16 protein-coding genes and 1 tRNA gene are annotated in these 17616 nt (G+C 71.1%); 10 read left to right on the top strand and 7 right to left on the bottom strand.

Features of this window, described 5'->3' with window-relative positions; genetic code table 11:
• Positions 1-147 precede the first annotated feature (147 nt).
• Together FHX75_RS29235 and FHX75_RS29230 are read right to left on the bottom strand one after the other, a co-directional pair.
• Positions 148-1143: an LLM class flavin-dependent oxidoreductase gene (locus tag FHX75_RS29235; protein WP_211364637.1), complete on the bottom strand. Its 996-nt coding sequence runs from the start codon at positions 1141-1143 to the stop codon at positions 148-150.
• A gap of 98 nt (positions 1144-1241) precedes the next feature.
• A complete protein-coding gene (locus FHX75_RS29230) occupies positions 1242-1721 on the bottom strand; it encodes an Lrp/AsnC family transcriptional regulator (RefSeq protein ID WP_088961197.1) in 480 nt (159 codons plus the stop codon).
• 83 nt (positions 1722-1804) lie between these two features.
• On the opposite strand from FHX75_RS29230, the gene FHX75_RS29225 reads away from it, so the two are divergent.
• Entirely contained in the window at positions 1805-2980 is a 1176-nt protein-coding gene (locus tag FHX75_RS29225) for a trans-sulfuration enzyme family protein (protein WP_154943737.1), read from the top strand.
• Positions 2981-3051: 71 nt separating this feature from the next.
• Here the strand turns inward: FHX75_RS29225 and FHX75_RS29220 are convergent, their stop codons facing one another.
• Together FHX75_RS29220 and FHX75_RS29215 are read right to left on the bottom strand one after the other, a co-directional pair.
• On the bottom strand, positions 3052-3861 hold the full coding sequence (locus FHX75_RS29220) for a transcriptional regulator (protein WP_246158810.1): 810 nt from the start codon (positions 3859-3861) through the stop codon (positions 3052-3054).
• Positions 3837-3910, bottom strand: a tRNA-Leu gene (locus tag FHX75_RS29215). The genes FHX75_RS29220 and FHX75_RS29215 overlap by 25 nt, the downstream gene beginning before the upstream one ends.
• A gap of 93 nt (positions 3911-4003) precedes the next feature.
• On the opposite strand from FHX75_RS29215, the gene FHX75_RS29210 reads away from it, so the two are divergent.
• From FHX75_RS29210 to polA, 8 genes are all read left to right on the top strand, one after another.
• Complete coding sequence (locus tag FHX75_RS29210) at positions 4004-4624, top strand: ANTAR domain-containing response regulator (RefSeq protein WP_154943735.1); 621 nt, start codon at positions 4004-4006, stop codon at positions 4622-4624.
• A 54-nt stretch (positions 4625-4678) separates the two neighbouring features.
• The gene (locus tag FHX75_RS29205) at positions 4679-5851 is read left to right on the top strand and encodes a hypothetical protein (protein WP_154943733.1); all 1173 of its coding nucleotides are present in this window, start codon (positions 4679-4681) and stop codon (positions 5849-5851) included.
• 251 nt (positions 5852-6102) lie between these two features.
• Positions 6103-7251, top strand: a complete 1149-nt coding sequence (locus FHX75_RS29200; protein ID WP_154943731.1) for a branched-chain amino acid ABC transporter substrate-binding protein — start codon at positions 6103-6105, stop codon at positions 7249-7251.
• A gap of 64 nt (positions 7252-7315) precedes the next feature.
• Entirely contained in the window at positions 7316-8299 is a 984-nt protein-coding gene (locus FHX75_RS29195; RefSeq protein WP_154943729.1) for a branched-chain amino acid ABC transporter permease, read from the top strand.
• The gene (locus FHX75_RS29190) at positions 8296-9453 is read left to right on the top strand and encodes a branched-chain amino acid ABC transporter permease (RefSeq protein ID WP_154943727.1); all 1158 of its coding nucleotides are present in this window, start codon (positions 8296-8298) and stop codon (positions 9451-9453) included. Before FHX75_RS29195 ends, FHX75_RS29190 begins: the two co-directional genes overlap by 4 nt.
• Positions 9446-10387 (top strand): ABC transporter ATP-binding protein, encoded by a 942-nt coding sequence (locus FHX75_RS29185; protein WP_154943725.1) that lies wholly within the window; start codon positions 9446-9448, stop codon positions 10385-10387. The genes FHX75_RS29190 and FHX75_RS29185 overlap by 8 nt, the downstream gene beginning before the upstream one ends.
• Positions 10374-11087, top strand: a complete 714-nt coding sequence (locus FHX75_RS29180) for an ABC transporter ATP-binding protein (protein ID WP_154943723.1) — start codon at positions 10374-10376, stop codon at positions 11085-11087. Before FHX75_RS29185 ends, FHX75_RS29180 begins: the two co-directional genes overlap by 14 nt.
• 138 nt (positions 11088-11225) lie before the next feature.
• The gene (gene polA, locus FHX75_RS29175; protein WP_154943721.1) at positions 11226-13925 is read left to right on the top strand and encodes a DNA polymerase I; all 2700 of its coding nucleotides are present in this window, start codon (positions 11226-11228) and stop codon (positions 13923-13925) included.
• A 97-nt stretch (positions 13926-14022) separates the two neighbouring features.
• On the opposite strand, the gene FHX75_RS29170 is transcribed toward polA, so the two are convergent.
• From FHX75_RS29170 to FHX75_RS29160, 3 genes are read right to left on the bottom strand one after another with little or no spacing between them, the layout of a single operon-like run.
• Positions 14023-14457, bottom strand: coding sequence for a DUF3140 domain-containing protein (locus FHX75_RS29170; RefSeq protein ID WP_154943719.1), 435 nt, complete (start codon positions 14455-14457; stop codon positions 14023-14025).
• The gene (locus FHX75_RS29165; protein WP_154943717.1) at positions 14444-14665 is read right to left on the bottom strand and encodes a hypervirulence associated TUDOR domain-containing protein; all 222 of its coding nucleotides are present in this window, start codon (positions 14663-14665) and stop codon (positions 14444-14446) included. The genes FHX75_RS29170 and FHX75_RS29165 overlap by 14 nt, the downstream gene beginning before the upstream one ends.
• A 58-nt stretch (positions 14666-14723) precedes the next feature.
• The gene (locus tag FHX75_RS29160) at positions 14724-15527 is read right to left on the bottom strand and encodes a class I SAM-dependent methyltransferase (RefSeq protein ID WP_154943715.1); all 804 of its coding nucleotides are present in this window, start codon (positions 15525-15527) and stop codon (positions 14724-14726) included.
• Between the two features lie 440 nt (positions 15528-15967).
• Between FHX75_RS29160 and rpsA the strand changes: the two genes are divergently transcribed.
• Positions 15968-17458, top strand: coding sequence for a 30S ribosomal protein S1 (rpsA, locus tag FHX75_RS29155; protein WP_088961211.1), 1491 nt, complete (start codon positions 15968-15970; stop codon positions 17456-17458).
• Positions 17459-17616: the final 158 nt, after the last annotated feature.

Genomic DNA, 17616 nt, shown 5'->3' with positions numbered 1-17616 from the left:
CCAGCTGCGGAATCCGACCGCTGGCGACCCGGTGCTCCACACCGCAGCACCCCCGACCCGTCCCGACCGGGAGTGCCGTACCACCACCGATCACCAAGTTAGGCGCGGCACGCGACGCGGGGGTGACGTGGGTATGAAGAGCGTGTTTCAGGCATTCCGCGTGAGCCCGCCAGCCACCTCGTCGGCGACCAGCGCGAAGGAGCGCACCCGGTCAGCCACGTCGTACACCATCGTGGTGATCATCAGCTCGTCCGCGCCGGTGCGCGCCAGCAGGTCGCCCAGCTGCCGGCGGACCGTCTCCGGCGAACCCATCGCCTGCCCGTCCCGGCGCTGCCGCACGAACTCCCGCTCGACCTCGTTGTACGGGTACGCCGCCGCCTCCTCGGGCGTGGCGAGGGGCTCCGGCCGCCCCGAGCGCAGCTTCAGGAACGACAGCGCGCTCGGCCCGGCCAGCCACTCGGCCCGCTCGTCGGTCTCCGCGCACACCACGTTCACCGCCACCATCGCGTACGGCTGCTCCAGCCAGCGCGACGGGCGGAAGTTCTGCCGGTACAGCTGCAACGCGGGCAGGGTGTTCTGCGCGCTGAAGTGGTGCGCGAACGAGAACGGCAACCCGAGCAGCCCGGCCAGCTGGGCGCTGAAGCCGCTGGACCCGAGCAGCCAGACCGCGGGGGACTGGCCGAGCCCTGGGTTGGCGGTGATCTGCCCCGGCTCGTCGCCGCTGAAGTAGTTCATCAGGTCCGCCAGCTCGCGGGGGAAGCCCTCCGCCGACAGCCCCTCCATCGTCCGGCGCAGCGCCAGCGCGGTCACCTGGTCGGTGCCCGGCGCGCGACCGATGCCCAGGTCGATCCGGCCCGGGTGCAGCGCCTCCAGGGTGCCGAACTGCTCGGCGACCACCAGTGGCGCGTGGTTGGGCAGCATCACCCCGCCCGAGCCCAGCCGGATCGTCGAGGTGTGCGCCGCCAGGTGCGCCAGCAGCACCGCCGGCGCGGAGCTGGCGATCGCCGGCATGTTGTGGTGCTCGGCCACCCAGAACCGGCGGTAGCCCAGCTCCTCGGTGCGGCGGGCCAGCTCGGTGGTGGCCCGCAGGGCCTCCCCGGCGGACGCCCCACGGGCAACGGGCGCAAGATCAAGAACAGACATCGGTACGTCGATCACGGCTGTGGCCAACCCGCCGCGCGCCGGATTTGTTCCCCTCGTCGGGTACGGGTGACCCGGTCCATTCCGTCGGCACCCGCCGGTCAGCCCATGCCGCGTGCCTGCTCGAAGATCAGACTGGTCTGGGTGTGCTGCACCGCCGGGTCCACCGCCAGGTGGTCGAGCACGAAGTCGCGCAGCGCGTCGCCGGACGCCGCCCGCACGTGCAGCACGTAGTCCTCCGCGCCCGCCACGTGGAACACCGACACCACTCCGGGCAGCCGGACCGACCGGGCCCGGAAGGCGTCCACCGCGGCCCGCTCGTGCGCGGTCAGCCGGACCGACACCAGCGCCTGCAACGGCAACCCCACCGCGGCCGGGTCCACCTCGGCGTGGAAGCCGCGGATCGCCCCGCAGTCGCGCAGCGCCCGGGTCCGGGTCAGACAGGTCGAGGGGGCCACCCCCACCCGCTCGGCGAGGGCGTTGTTCGGCAGCCGGCCGTCGGCGGCCAGCTCGGTGAGGATCGCTCGGTCGACGTCGTCCAGCGCGGCGAACGGCCGCACATCATTCGGCGCAGGGGGCATGTGAACATCCTTCCGCGAATGCTGCGACAACGAAAGCGACCTCTACAGAATCATCTTCGATCCTATTGCCCGGAGACAGTCTATTGTTCGACGCTTCCGGCATGACGACCGTGGACACCCGGGCCGTGCACGCCGGCCGCGACGATCTCGCAGGCCTCGGCGTCCACGTGCCGCCGATCGACCTCTCCACCACCAACCCGCTGCCCTCGGTCGAGGGCGGCGGCGACGCGTACGAGCTGCTCGCCACCGGCGGGACCCTCCCGGCCGGCGCCAGCGCCGTCTACCAACGGCTCTGGAACCCCACCGTGGCCCGGTTCGAGACCGCCCTGGCCGAGCTGGAAGGCACCGCCGCGGCCGTCGCCTTCGCCAGCGGCATGGCCGCCCTGACCGCCGCGCTGCTCGCCGCCACCGGGGACGGCAAACGGCACATCGTCGCCGTCCGCCCCCTCTACGGCGGCACCGACCACGTGCTCGCCACCGGACTGCTCGGCACCGAGGTCACCTGGGCCCGCCCGGACGAGGTCGCCGCCGCCGTCCGCCCCGACACCGCCCTGGTGATCGTCGAGACGCCCGCCAACCCCACCCTCGACCTGGTCGACATCGCCGCGCTCGCCACCGCCGCCGGCGACGTCCCGCTGCTCGTCGACAACACCGTCGCCACCCCCGTCCTCCAGCAGCCCGCCCGGCACGGCGCCGCGCTCGTCCTGCACAGCGCCACCAAGAGCATCGGCGGCCACGGCGACGTGCTCGCCGGCGTCGTCGCCTGCGACGCCGACTGGGCCGCCCGACTGCGCCAGGTGCGCGCCGTCACCGGAGCCGTGCTGCACCCGCTCGGCGCGTACCTGCTGCACCGGGGCCTGCAGACGCTGCCGCTGCGGGTCCGCGCCCAGCAGGCCGGCGCGGAGAAGCTCGCCAGCTGGCTCACCGGCCACCCGGCCGTCGTGCGGGTGCACCACCCCTCGGTCCACGACCCGGTCGGCCTGGTCGGCCGCCAGATGGCCGGCACCGGCAGCCTGCTCGCCTTCGAGGTACGCGGGGGCGCGCCCGCCGCCGCGGCCGTCGCCGGCGCCTGCGAACTGATCACCCACGCGGTGTCGCTCGGCGGGGTGGACACCCTGATCCAGCACCCGGCCTCGCTCACCCACCGGCCGGTGGCGGGGGAGGCCAAGCCGTGCGGCGGGCTGCTGCGGATCTCCGTCGGGCTGGAGGACCCGGAGGACCTGCGGGCCGACCTGGAGCGGGCGCTCGGGGTGATCTGACCGGCGCTCGCCGTTCCTGTCGCACTCGTCGCGCCTGGCCGGTGCCTCGCCTGGGGGCCGTCATGTCGGGCTCATGACTTCGGGCCGACGTGCTGGTCGAGGGCCGCGACCGCCTCCCGTCGGGCGACGGACACGGAGTTGCGGCGGTTCATCCTCCAGGCGATGCCGAGCAGGTCGAGGGCCCACTGGCAGAGACCCATGATGTCGGCGGACTCGTTGGTGAACATGTAGCGCGGGTAGACGTAGGCCTTGCCGCGGACGGTGACCCGGTTGCTGACCCGGCAGCCGCCGGAGTGGAAGAGGCCCCGCAGGAAGTCACCCGGGTGGCCCTCGACGATCTGGCGCTGCCAGTCGGCCAGGGCGATCGGCCGTTCGTGCTTCTTGCCCGGCCCGTGCTGCGGAAACAGGCATGGCCAGTGCACGCCGTAGCTCTGCACAGTGACACAACCCTGCTTCTGCACCCGTTGGACCGAACCCGCCAGCACCTCCCGCATCGCCTTGTCGCAGAGCGTGATCAGGTCTGGCCAGGCATCGGCGCAGTAGATCCGCAGCACCGGCACACGGGCTGTGGTGACCAGGTGGCCATCACCGAGATAGCGGCCGAGGAGGTACGCGTAGGCGGCGGGCTTTGTCGGATTGTCGACGTCGGCCCGGCAGCGGAAGCAGCGCGCCTGGGTGGCGTGCCGCTTCGGGTCTTGCCGATCTGTGCACCAGTGACGAACGGTCGGATACGGCAGGCCGAACCGGCGAGCGACCTCGGCGACCGTGCTACCGGCCAGATACTGCTCACGGGCGCGGGAGCGGATCTCAAGCGAATGCACAGGGCCATCTTCGAACGCCCGTACGACAATCTCGGTGCCCCCGGTGGGATTCGAACCCACACTGTCGATCTTTTGAGAATCGCGCCTCTGCCGGTTGGGCTACAGGGGCTTCTGTAGTTCGGCCCCACCAGGTTACCCATTACGCTATGGGCGGCGACACCCGGCACCGCGGGTGTCGAGCACAGACTGGTGGGAGTGGCTCGTGGCCGAGACGCAGACGGACGCCGAGCGCAGGCGGGTACTGATCGCCGAGGACGAGGCGCTCATCCGGCTGGACCTGGCCGAGATGCTGGTCGAGGAGGGCTACGAGGTCGTCGGCGAGGCCGGCGACGGCGAGACCGCCGTCCGGCTGGCCGAGGAGCTCAAGCCGGACCTGGTCATCCTCGACATCAAGATGCCGATCATGGACGGGCTGGCCGCCGCCGAGCGGATCGCCGGCGCCCGCATCGCCCCGGTGATCATCCTGACCGCGTTCAGCCAGCGCGACCTGGTGGAGCGGGCCCGGGCGGCGGGCGCGATGGCGTACCTGGTGAAGCCCTTCCAGAAGAGCGACCTGGTGCCGGCGGTGGAGATCGCGCTGTCGCGCTACTCGGAGATCGCCGCCCTGGAGTCGGAGGTCGCCGGCCTCACCGACCGGCTGGAGATCCGCAAGACGGTCGAACGGGCCAAGGGCGCGCTGATGACCACGTACGGGATGACCGAGCCGCAGGCGTTCAAGTGGATCCAGCGCACGGCGATGGACCACCGGATGACCATGAAGGAGGTCGCCGAGCGGATCCTCGCGGAGACCGCCGGCGGCGAGGTCGCCCAGCCGACCGCCTGACACTGGTCGGCCCGCCGGGTCCCGGAAATGACCTTCGGTGGCTAGCATCGACGCGTGTCCACTCGGCGCGTGCTCGCGGTGCTCGGCGTCCTCGCCGTGCTGCTGGCCGCCTGTGATCCGGCGCCCGCGCCACGCCCTGCCGAGGAGCCGGTCCGCCCGGCCTGGCAGGCGCTGACCCTGCCGGCGCCGCCGGGTCCGCCGGGCCGTGCGCTGCTGCGCGACGCGACCGCCTGCGCGGGCCGGTGGTACGCGGTGGGCGGCGTCGCGGACGCCGCCGGCGGCACCAGCCCGGCCGCCTGGTCGAGCCGGGACGGTACGAACTGGACGGTCGTGCCGATCGCCGCGGATTCCTTCTACGGCAAGCAGAACGTGCTCTATTCGGCCGGCTGCCGCGACGGTGCGCTGGCGGTGATCGGCGCGAAGGTCGGCGGCGCGCACGGCTATCCCCGGGTGAGCACCTGGCGGCAGCGCCCCGACGGTGGGCTGGTCGAGGTGTCCGCCTCGTTCGAGACGTACGGCGGGCCGAAGGCGGTGAACGTGTCCCGCCTGACGGGCGGCCCGGCCGGTTGGCTGATCGTCGGCAACCGGTCCAGCGGCGCGGCGGCCTGGGTGTCGCCGGACGCGGCGGACTTCGCCCTGGTGGAGGGGGCGCCGGAGCTGGCCAGTGACGGGCGCGGGGTCAGCTGGGCGTTCGACGCGGTGGGCGTACCCGGGGGGTGGCTGGCGGTGGGCGGCGTGCTGCCGGCGGGCCGGATCGACCGCGACCCGGTCGCCTGGTCGTCGGCGGACGGCCGCACCTGGCGGCGGACGGTGCTGCCCGGTACCGACCGTTACGAGGAGTTGCAGCGGGTCGTCCTGGTCGACGGCGCGGCGGTGGCGGTCGGGCTGCGCGGCGGGGCGTTCGGCGCCTGGCGGCGCGACGGTGACCGGTGGGCGGCGGCCGGCGGCTTCGGCGGGGCGGCGCCGTCGCAGGTGCCGTCGGTGGACGGCCTGGTCGCGGCGGGTGGGCGGCTGGTGGCGGCGGTTTCCGACGGGAAGTCCCGTTCGGTCTGGACGTCCGTCGACCGGGGTGGGTCGTGGCGGCGGGTGGAGCTGCCCGGTCCGGTGCCGGCCGGGGCGGACCGGGACGTGGCGCTGGCGGCGGTGGGGGAGCGGCTGTGGATCTTCGTTGACGACGGCACCCGGTCGATGGCGTGGTCCGCAGTGGTGCCCGTCGTGGCGGGCTGACCGCAGCCGGCCTGCTTAAGGACCGGTCAGGGATCGGCCTGTTACGGGCTCCGGGGCAATGGCGCACGTCTTCGTAACGGTTTTGCAGACCACGGCCCAAGCCCTTCCCGTGCCGTATGAGTGTGGGTACGCTCCGCCATCACGAGCCGTAACGCAGGGGGCGTCCCTGCCGGGTAGGTGGTGGTGCGGGCTGTGCTGTCGCCGCCTTCTCGGGGTAGTCGCCTTTTGCTTCTGGAGGAGGTCAGGAAGCCGTGAGGCGTAGCTATGTACGGGTGCTGGGGGCCGCCGCAATCGCCGCGGCGATGGTCGGCGCCGCGGGTTGCCAGGACTCTGGCGGTGGCAGCGGCACCGCGTCCGGCGACTGCGGTGGCAAGATCGCTATCTTCGGCGCGTTCACCGGTGACAACGCGGGCCTGGTCCTGCCGTCGCTGAACGGCGCGAAGCTCGCCGTCAAGCAGTTCAACGAGAAGAACAAGGACTGCAAGGTCACCATGCAGGAGTTCGACACCCAGGGTGACCCTGCGGTGGCGACCCCCTTCGCGAACCAGATCGCCGGTGACAACTCGTTCCTCGGTGTCATCGGTGGTCACTTCTCCGGCGAGTCCGACGCCACCATGCCGATCTACCAGGCCGCCGGCCTGGCCATGGTGAGCCCGTCGGCGACCCGGACCGACCTGACCCAGAAGGGCAACAAGTCCTTCTACCGGGTGGTCGGCAACGACGGCACCCAGGCGGGCGCCGTGGCGACCTACCTCAAGTCGCAGAACGCGGCCAAGGTCTTCGCCATCGACGACGGCAGCGCCTACGGCGCGGGCATCACCGCCGAGCTGGGCAAGAACCTCGGCTCGACGCTGGCCGGCACCGACAAGATCCAGGAGAAGCAGTCGCAGTTCGACGCGACGATCTCCAAGATCAAGGCGGCGCAGGCGGACTTCGTCTTCTACGGCGGTTACACCCGTGAGGCGGCCCCGCTGGTCAAGCAGATGCGCGCGGCCGGTGTCCAGGCCAAGTTCGTCGGCCCGGACGGTCTGTACGACCCGGCGTTCCCGCAGGGCGCGTCGGGTGGCGCCGAGGGCGCCATCATCACCTGCCCCTGCCTCCCGGCCGACAAGGCCGGCGGCACCTTCTCCGCCGACTACCAGAAGGAGTTCGGCCAGGCGCCGGGTTCCTACGGCGCTGAGGGCTTCGACGCGGCCCAGATCTACCTGGACGCGTTCAAGGACGGCAAGAAGAGCCGGGCCGACATCCTCGCCTACGTGAAGTCCTACGACAAGCAGGGCGTCTCGAAGTACATCAAGTTCGACGACAAGGGCGATGTCGACCCGTCGAAGGTCGTCATCTGGGCGTACCAGATCAAGGGCACGGAGATCACTGCTCTGCAGGAGCTCAAGCTCAGCTGACGTCATGGCACTGGAGTGCGGCCGGGGTGTCGTCCCCGGCCGCACTCGATGCAAGGAGACCCCGGTGAATTTCGACGAACTCTTCGGCCACCTCGGCCAGCACACCGTCGACGGGTTGTCCAAGGGGGCGATCTACGCCCTGATCGCCCTGGGCTACACCCTCGTCTACGGTGTACTGCGACTGATCAACTTCGCCCACTCCGAGGTCTTCATGGTCGGCACCTTCGCGGTGCTGGGCGTGTGGACCGCCTTCGGGGTGGAAAATAACCCGCCGGCCGGCCAGGCCATCCTGTTCCTGGTGCTCGGCCTGATCGCCGCGGCGGTCGCCTCGGGCGGCACGGCCCTGGCGATCGAGCGGATCGCGTACCGCCCGCTGCGGCGCAAGAACGCGCCGCCGCTGATCTTCCTGATCACCGCGATCGGCCTCTCCCTGGTGCTGGTCGAGGTCTTCGGCCTGCTCCTGCCCGACGTCGCGGGCGGCGCGCTGCCGTCGCTGTTCGGCCGGGCCCGGCAGATCGTCGGCATGCCGACGATCATCAAGCAGGAGACCCTGTTCCAGATCGGCGGCACGTCGATCACCAACATCCAGGTGATCGTCTTCGTCTCCGCCGTGGTGATGATGGCCCTCCTCGACTGGTTCATCAACCGCACCCGCTACGGCCGGGGCGTGCGGGCGGTGGCGCAGAACCCGGAGACGGCCGCGCTGATGGGCGTCAACCAGGAGCGCGTGATCATGCTGATCTTCGTGCTGGGCGGGATCATGGCCGGCGCGGCCGCGCTGCTGTGGAGCATGCGTTTCGGCTTCACCCAGAACAGCATCGGCTTCGTGCTCGGCCTCAAGGCGTTCACGGCCGCGGTGCTGGGCGGTATCGGCAACCTGCGGGGCGCGCTGGTGGGTGGTCTGTTCCTCGGCATCGTCGAGGTCTACGGCGCCACGCTCTTCGCCTCCAACTGGGAGGACGTCATCGCGTTCATCGTCCTCATCGTGGTGCTGATGTTCCGCCCGACCGGCCTGTTGGGTGAGTCGCTCGGGAGGGCCCGCGCATGATCGACAAGATCCGGAACGCAGACCGCCGTCGGGTCGGCATGCTGACCTCCGTCGGTGACCGCTTCAGGGCGCTGCCGAAGTGGCAGCAGATCGCGGCGCTGGTCGCCCTAGTGGCGTTCCTCTACTACCTGCCGTACCTCGGCATCCCCGGCCTGACCTGGCTGCGCACCGACTCGATCGCCGGTGGCAACAACTGGGCCGGCGTGCTCTTCGTGTGCGCCATCTACGTGCTGGTCGCGATCGGTTTGAACGTGGTGGTCGGCCTGGCCGGCCTGCTCGACCTCGGCTACATCGGCTTCTTCGCCGTCGGCGCGTACAGCGTGGCGCTGTTCGGCTCGGTGAACTCGCCGGTGGTGAAGTGGATCCAGCGCGAGTTCGACCTGCCGCCGACCTGGGCGGTGACCTGGTCGATCTGCCTGCTGCTGGCGATCGTGCTCACCATGGTCTTCGGGGTGCTGCTGGGCTGGCCGACGCTGCGGCTGCGCGGCGACTACCTGGCGATCGTCACGCTGGGCTTCGGCGAGATCATCCGGATCGTGGCCCGCAACGCCAACGGGGTGACCAACGGCCCGCAGGGCATCTCCGCGATCCCGGGCCCGGAGGGTCCGCCCTCGGCGGAGAACGAGGTCTTCGGTCTGATCGACGCGAAGCCGTGGTACTGGCTGGCGATCACCGTGGTGCTGCTGATGGTCTTCGCGGTGCGCCGGCTGGAGCGCAGCCGGGTCGGCCGCGCCTGGCTGGCCGTCCGCGAGGACGAGGACGCCGCCGCGGTGATGGGGGTCTACCCGTTCAAGTTCAAGCTCTGGGCGTTCGCCATCGGCGCGGCGCTCGGCGGCCTGTCCGGGTTCCTCTTCGCCAGCCGGAACGCGTTCATCGACCCGACCCAGTTCAACGCGAACCTCTCCATCCTCTTCGTCGCCATGGTCGTGGTCGGCGGCTCGGGGAACATGGTCGGGGTCTCGCTCGGTGCGGTGCTGCTGGCCTACCTCCCGGAGCGGTTCCGGGAGATCGCCGACTACCGGTGGCTGGCCTTCGGCCTGGCCATGGTGCTGGTGATGATCCTGCGCCCGCAGGGCCTCGTCCCCAGCCGGCGACGGGCCCGTGAGCTGAAGGACCGCGCGGCGGAGGCAGAGGAGGCGCCCGCTCATGTCTGACGAGACCACCAGCACCGCGACGCCGAAGATCCCGGCCCAGCCGGGTCCCCGGACGGTGCTGCTCGAAGTCGACGACGTCACGCTCCGCTTCGGCGGCGTGGTCGCCCTCGACAAGATCGATTTTCAGATCTACGAGGGCGAGATCCTCGGCCTGATCGGGCCGAACGGCGCCGGCAAGACCACCAGCTTCAACGTGATGACCGGCGTCTACAAGCCCACCTCGGGCGCGGTCCGGTTCCGCGGCGAGCGGGTCACCGGGCGCAAGCCGCACCAAATCAGCCGGATGGGCATCTCGCGGACGTTCCAGAACATCCGCCTGTTCCCGGAGATGACCGCGCTGGAGAACGTCATGGTCGGGACCGACTCCAGGCACAAGACCAGCGTGCCGGGAGCGCTGTTCCGGCTGCCCAGGTTCAAGCCGAAGCCGCACGAGGTCCCGCAGGTCACCGCACCGGATGGCATCAAGCGGTCGTGGCAGCAGCTGCGCCGGTCGTGCGCGCAGACCTTCGGGCTGTCCCGGCACATCCTGGAGGAGCGGGCCGCCGAGGCCAAGGCGCTGGAGCTGCTGCGCTTCGTCGGGATCGCCGACCGGGCCAACGACGAGGCCCGCAACCTGCCCTACGGCTACCAGCGTCGGCTGGAGATCGCCCGGGCGCTGGCCACCGAGCCGAAGCTGATCTGCCTGGACGAGCCGGCCGCCGGCTTCAACCCGGCGGAGAAGGAGGAACTGCTCACCCTGATCCGGAAGATCCGCGACATGGGGCTGACCGTGCTGCTCATCGAGCACGACATGCGCCTGGTCATGGGGGTCACCGACCGGATCGTGGTGCTGGAGTTCGGCCGCAAGATCGCCGAAGGGGCGCCCGCCGAGGTCAGTCGGGACCCGAAGGTGATCGCCGCATACCTGGGGGAGTCCGCCGATGACGCTGCTTGAGCTGGAGAACATTAGCGTCGCGTACGGCCGCATCGAGGCCCTGCACGGCATCAGCCTGACCGTCAACGAGGGCGAGGTGGTGGCCCTGATCGGCGCGAACGGCGCCGGCAAGACCACCACCATGCGGGCCATCTCCGGGACCCGGGCGCTGTCCGGTGGCCGGATCACCTTCAACGGCGAGGACATCAGCAAGCTCCGGGCCGACCTGCGGGTCGTCCGAGGGCTGTGCCAGTCGCCCGAGGGTCGGCAGATCTTCCCCGGCATGACCGTCATGGAGAACCTGGACATGGGGGCGTACACCCGGCGGGACTCCGCCGGCATCGCCGCCGACCTGGACCGGGTGCTGACCCTCTTCCCGCGGCTGGCCGAGCGCCGCAAGCAGGCCGGCGGCACGCTCTCCGGCGGTGAGCAGCAGATGCTCGCCGTCGGCCGGGCGCTGATGAGCCGCCCGAAGCTGCTGCTGCTCGACGAGCCGTCGATGGGTCTGGCCCCGATGGTCATCCGGCAGATCTTCGACATCATCACGGAGATCAACCAGCAGGGCACCACGATCCTGCTGGTGGAGCAGAACGCCCAGCAGGCGCTCTCCCGGGCGCACCGGGGGTACGTGCTGGAGACCGGTCGGATCGTGAAGGAGGGGTCCGGTCAGGACCTGCTCACCGACCCGGCGGTCAAGGAGGCGTACCTCGGCGTGGCCTGAGCCGCGTCGTAGCGTCGGCGGCCGTCCGTCCCCCAAGGGGCGGGCGGCCGTCCGGCGTCTGCCCGGATGTCGGTTTCCCTCCTCCGAGCGCGGTGCCGCCGCCCGGAGATGTCGGGCGTTGCGACTAGAGTCGCTGCCGTGACAGCTACGACCCCGCGCCTGCTCCTCGTCGACGGACACTCGATGGCATACCGGGCCTTCCACGCCCTGCCGGTGGAGAACTTCTCCACCACCACCGGGCAGCCGACCAACGCGGTCTACGGCTTCACCTCGATGCTGATCAACGTGCTCCGCGACGAGCAGCCGACGCACATCGTCGTCGCCTTCGACGTCTCCCGCCGCTCCTTCCGCACCGAGAAGTACGCCGAGTACAAGGCCGGCCGCAAGGAGACCCCGACCGACTTCAAGGGCCAGGTCAGCCTGATCAAGGAGGTCCTCGACGCGCTGCGCGTCCCGGTGGTGGAGAAGGAGGGCTTCGAGGCCGACGACGTCATCGCCACCCTCGCCTGCCAGGCCCGCGACCAGGGCATGGAGGTGCTGATCAGCAGCGGCGACCGGGACGCCCTCCAGCTCGTCGGCGAGCGGGTCACCCTGCTCTACCCGCGCAAGGGCGTCTCCGACCTGGCCCGGATGGACCCGGCCGCCGTCGAGGCGAAGTACGGCGTCGGCCCCGAGCGCTACCGGGACCTGGCCGCGCTGGTCGGCGAGGACAGCGACAACCTCACCGGCGTCGACGGCGTCGGCCCGAAGACCGCCGCCAAGTGGATCAACCTGTACGGCGGCGTCGACGGTGTGGTCGCCAGCGCCGACGCGATCAAGGGCAAGGCCGGCGACAACCTGCGGGCCCAGCTGTCCCGGGTGATCCGCAACTACGAGATCAACTGCCTGGTCTCCGACCTCGATCTGCCGCTGCGCCCCGAGGACGCCCGCTGGACCGGCTGGGACCGGGAGGCCGTGCACCAGGTCTTCGACACCCTCCAGTTCCGCATCCTGCGCGACCGCCTCTACCAGTACCTGGAGGCCGTCGAGCCGGAGGCCGAGGCCGGGTTCGACCTGGCCGGCGAGGTGCTGGCCGAGCCGGGCGCGCTGGCCGGCTGGCTGGCCACGCACGCCCCGGCCGGCACCCCGGTGGGGCTGGCGGTCAAGCTCGACACCGGCCCGAACCGCCGGCACACCGCCTCGGTCACCGGCATGGCGCTCGCCACCGCCGGCGGCGCGGCGGCCTGGTTCGACCCGGCCGGGCTGGACCCGGGCGACGAGTCGGCGCTCGCCGGCTGGCTGGCCGACCCGCAGCGCCCCAAGGTGCTGCACGACAGCAAGCCGGCGGTGCTGGCGCTGGCCGCGCACGGCTGGTCGCTGGAGGGCATCGCCCGGGACACCCAGATCGCCGCCTACCTGGCCCGCCCCGACCAGCGTTCCTACGACCTGACCGACCTGGCGCTGCGCTACCTGCACCGCGAGCTGCGGGTCGACGCGCCGGAGACCGGCCAGCTCACCCTCGACGGGCTGGGCGACGAGGGCGTCGTCGAGCAGAACCTGATGCTCCAGGCCCGGGCCACCCTCGACCTGGCCGACGCGATCGACGCGGAGCTCTCCCGCGACGGTGAGCAGCCCAACCGGCTGATGGCCGGGGTGGAGCTGCCGCTGATGCGGGTGCTCGCCGGCATGGAGCGGATCGGCATCGCCGCCGACACGCAGTACCTGTCGGAACTGGAGGCGCACTTCGCCGCCGAGGTGAAGGCCGCGGCGCAGGGCGCGTACGAGGCGGTGGGCCGGGAGTTCAACCTCGGCTCGCCCAAGCAGTTGCAGGAGATCCTCTTCGGCGAGCTGGGCCTGCCCAAGACCAAGAAGATCAAGACCGGCTACACCACGGACGCCGACGCCCTGCAGTGGCTCTACGCGCAGAACCCGCACCCCGTGCTGGAGCACCTGCTGCGCCACCGGGACGTCGCCAAGCTCAAGTCGACCGTGGACGGCCTGCTCAAGTCCGTCTCCGACGACGGGCGGATCCACACCACCTTCAACCAGACGGTGGCGGCGACCGGTCGGCTCTCGTCCACCGAGCCCAACCTGCAGAACATCCCCATCCGCACCGAGGAGGGGCGGCGGATCCGCCGGGCCTTCGTGGTGGGGGAGGGCTACGAGTGCCTGCTCACCGCCGACTACAGCCAGATCGAGATGCGGATCATGGCGCACCTGTCGTCGGACGACGCGCTGATCGAGGCGTTCAACTCCGGCCACGACTTCCACGCCGCCACCGCGTCGTCGGTGTTCAGCGTGCCGGTCGGTGAGGTCACCCCCGACCAGCGCCGCAAGATCAAGGCCATGAACTACGGCCTGGCGTACGGGCTGAGCGCGTTCGGTCTCTCCCAGCAGCTCGGGATCAGCGCCGAGGAGGCGCGCGGGCTGATGGAGAACTACTTCGCCGGGTTCGGCGGGGTCCGGGACTACCTGCACGAGGTGGTGGCCCGGGCCCGGCAGGACGGCTACACCTCCACCATCCTCGGTCGCCGGCGTTACCTCCCCGACCTGGTCAGCGACAACCGGCAGCGCCGGGACATGGCCGAGCGGATGGCGCTCAACGCCCCGATCCAGGGCTCCGCGGCCGACATCATCAAGGTCGCCATGCTGCACGTCGACACCGCGCTGCGCGACGCCGGGCTGCGCTCGCGGATGCTGCTCCAGGTGCACGACGAGCTGGTCTTCGAGGTGGCGCCGGGCGAGCGGGAGACCCTGGAGGCGCTGGTGCGCCGGGAGATGGGTGCGGCGTACCCGCTGTCGGTGCCGCTGGAGGTGTCGGTCGGCGAGGGGCGGGACTGGAACAGCGCCGACCACTGACCGGGCCTCGGCCGGGCCGGGTCCGCCGGGCCGCGAGGCAGCGCCTCGCGGCCTCCGGAGTTCCGCTCCGGTCGCCGGGCCGGCGGACGGGCGCGGGTCAGCGTCCGGGTCCCCGGCGCTCCTTCGGCGGGGTGCCGTGCCGCTCGAGGGCCCGTCGGGACGGGCCGCCCGGGGGCGGCAGCGGACCCTTGAGGGGGTCGTGACCCCAGTTCATCAGGGACCAGCGCCACTTGGTGTCGCGCACGTCGCCGGAGGGGCGCTGGGCCATGTGCCGGCGGACGTAGCCGACCACCTTGCGCATGTGCTTGTAGTCGCCCTCGGACAGGTCGCCGCGCTTGCGCCGCAACAGGTCGATGATCTTCCGGCCGGATTCGTGCCCCACCGACTCGCCGCCCCCGGAGCGGCCGCCCTTGTGCCAGCCGACCTGCTTCGACTCGTCGGTCTCCAGCCAGGAGGAGATCTCACGGGGCTTCATGTTCACCGCCTCGGTGAACTCCTGGTACGTGTCCCGGCCGTCGTCACCTCTGCTCATGACGCAACGCCTCCGGTCGGTGGGCCACGTCGCGGCCCGAGTCGTCGTTGCGGATCCGGTACTGCGGGTCGTCCTCCGTCGCGTTGACGGCGTGCCCGCGTACGTGCGTCCGATCGATCAGCTTCTCCTTGACCACGCCGTACGCCCGGCCGCTGTGACTGGCCCAGGAGACGTGGTCACCCTCGCGGAATTCCCTCTGCTCGGCCATGCCGGGCGGGTACCCGCCGTCGATGCCCCGAAACGACGCCCCTAGGCGTGCGGCCTGGTCAGCCGGCCGGCTTGTCGGTGACGAAGATGGCGGTGCCGGGGAAGAGCCGCCCGCGCAGCGGGCTCCACTGCCCCCAGATCCCCTCGTGCCCCGCCGGCCACTCCGGCTCCACCAGATCCCGCAGCCGGAACCCGGCGCCGACCAGCTCGCGGATCCGATCGCCGAGGGTGCGGTGCTGCTCGACGTAGGTGGCCACGCCCGAGTCGTCCTGCTCGACGTAGGGGGAGCGGTCGAAGTACGAGTGCACGGCGGTCAGGCCCCCCTCGCCCGGGTCGTCCAGGAAGATCCACCGCATCGGGTGCGTCACCGAGAACACCCACCGGCCGCCCGGGCGCAGCACCCGGTGCACCTCGGCCATCAGCGCGGCCGAGTCGTCGACGAAGGGGATCGCGCCGAAGGCGGTGCAGGCGATGTCGAACGCCCGGTCGGCGAACGGCAGCGCCAACGCGTCGGCCTGCACCAGCGGCACGCGTACCCCGGTGCGGTCGGCCGCCTGCGCGGCGTGCCGCAACATGCCGGCGGAGAGGTCGAAGGCGACCGGCCGGGCACCCTGGGTGGCCAGCCAGCGGGCGCAGGCCGCGGCGCCGCAGCCCACCTCCAGCACCCGGCGGCCGGCGACGTCACCGAGGAGTCGGGCGTCGGCCTCGCGCAGGCCCTCCGGGCACCAGACGAAGTCCGTGTCGCCGAGGAAGGCGCCGTGCTCGGCCTGGTAGTCGTCGGCGTCGGTGTCCCACCAGCCCCGGTTGGCCCGGCGGGTCTCCGCGTCGCCGACCCGCCGTCGGGTCACCCTGTCGTCGTCCACCCGCTCACGCTAGGCCCTGGCCGGGTCGACGCCGACGGCGACCGGCCGGCGGAAACGGCCGCGATCGGTACGGCAGGCGAATGGAGGGTGAGGGCGGTCTGCGGGCGCCGCCGCGGTGCGCTACCTTCTCTGCGTGGTGGGACGGCTGTGACGCAGGAGACAGTCGAGACGCTTTTCCACCGAAATCTCCGCTTTCGCAGCTGACGAGGTCGCGAGGACACGGGAGGCCTTGCACGCTGTGGTAATGCAGCGGGTAGGCTAGACGATGCGCTCGCGGATCGTGTGCCTCGGCAGGGAGCAGGTGCGCGGTCACCGGAGCCACTAATGATCTTCACTTGGCGATCGTTCGGTGTGCCCCGGAGGCGGATCCGCTGGCGCGAAATGGTCACCGCGACACCACGCCTGCTGTGACAACCCATCCGACCGGAGCAACCGCCCACATGACGAGCAGCATCGAGGCCCCCTCGAGCGCCACCCGGGTCACCCACGACGATCTCGGTTCCGAGGAGGCTTTCCTCGCCGCGATCGACGAGACCATCAAGTACTTCAACGACGGCGACATTGTCGAAGGCACCGTCGTCAAGGTCGATCGGGACGAGGTCCTGCTCGACATCGGCTACAAGACCGAGGGCGTCATTCCCTCTCGGGAGTTGTCGATCAAGCACGACGTGGACCCCGCCGAGGTCGTCTCGGTCGGTGACCACATCGAGGCCCTGGTCCTCCAGAAGGAGGACAAGGAGGGTCGTCTGATCCTCTCCAAGAAGCGGGCGCAGTACGAGCGGGCCTGGGGCACGATCGAGAAGATCAAGGACGAGGACGGCGTCGTCCGCGGTTCGGTCATCGAGGTGGTCAAGGGTGGCCTCATCCTCGACATCGGGCTGCGCGGCTTCCTGCCCGCCTCCCTGGTCGAGATGCGGCGGGTGCGCGACCTGCAGCCGTACGTCGGCCGCGAGCTCGAGGCCAAGATCATCGAGCTGGACAAGAACCGCAACAACGTGGTCCTGTCCCGCCGGGCCTGGCTGGAGCAGACGCAGTCCGAGGTGCGCACCGAGTTCCTCAACAAGCTGCAGAAGGGCCAGGTCCGCAAGGGCGTCGTCTCTTCGATCGTCAACTTCGGCGCGTTCGTCGACCTGGGCGGCGTGGACGGCCTGGTGCACGTCTCCGAGCTGTCCTGGAAGCACATCGACCACCCGTCCGAGGTCGTCGAGGTGGGCCAGGAGGTCGAGGTCGAGGTCCTGGACGTCGACCTGGACCGCGAGCGGGTCTCGCTGTCGCTGAAGGCGACCCAGGAGGACCCGTGGCGGCAGTTCGCCCGCACCCACGCGATCCAGCAGATCGTGCCGGGTAAGGTCACCAAGCTGGTGCCGTTCGGCGCCTTCGTCCGGGTGGACGACGGCATCGAGGGCCTGGTCCACATCTCCGAGCTGGCCGAGCGCCACGTGGAGATCCCGGAGCAGGTCGTGCAGGTCGGCTCCGAGGTCATGGTCAAGGTCATCGACATCGACCTGGAGCGCCGCCGCATCTCGCTGTCGCTCAAGCAGGCCAACGAGGGCTTCGTCGAGGGCGAGGAGCACTTCGACCCGACCCTCTACGGCATGGCCGCGACGTACGACGCCGAGGGCAACTACATCTACCCGGAGGGCTTCGACCCGGAGACGGGCGAGTGGCTCGAGGGGTACGACAAGCAGCGCGAGACCTGGGAGAACCAGTACGCCGAGGCGCGTCAGCGTTGGGAGGCCCACACCAAGCAGGTGCAGACCTCTCGCGCGGCCGACGCCGAGGCCGCTGCCAACCCGGCTCCGGCGGTCACCGGTGGCACCACCACCACGACCACCACGGCCCCGAGCCGTCAGGCCGAGGAGCCGGCCGGCACCCTGGCCACCGACGAGGCGCTCGCCGCTCTGCGGGAGAAGCTCGCCGGCGGCAAGTGACCCGGTGACAACTCCAGCTCGGCGCGGCTGACGCCGCGCAGCGACCTGGAGCCGTCACTGACGACGACGGGCCCCGTTCCCGCGATCCGGTAGCCACCGGATCGTCGGGGGCGGGGCCCTCGCGCGTCTCCGGACCGTTCCCCCTCGCCGCCCCGCCC

This window comes from Micromonospora palomenae (assembly GCF_007829925.1).
Classification (GTDB): Bacteria; Actinomycetota; Actinomycetes; order Mycobacteriales; family Micromonosporaceae; genus Micromonospora; species Micromonospora purpureochromogenes.
The sequence above is the reverse complement of the archived record's forward strand: the minus strand, read 5'-3'. Positions and strand labels throughout refer to the sequence as shown.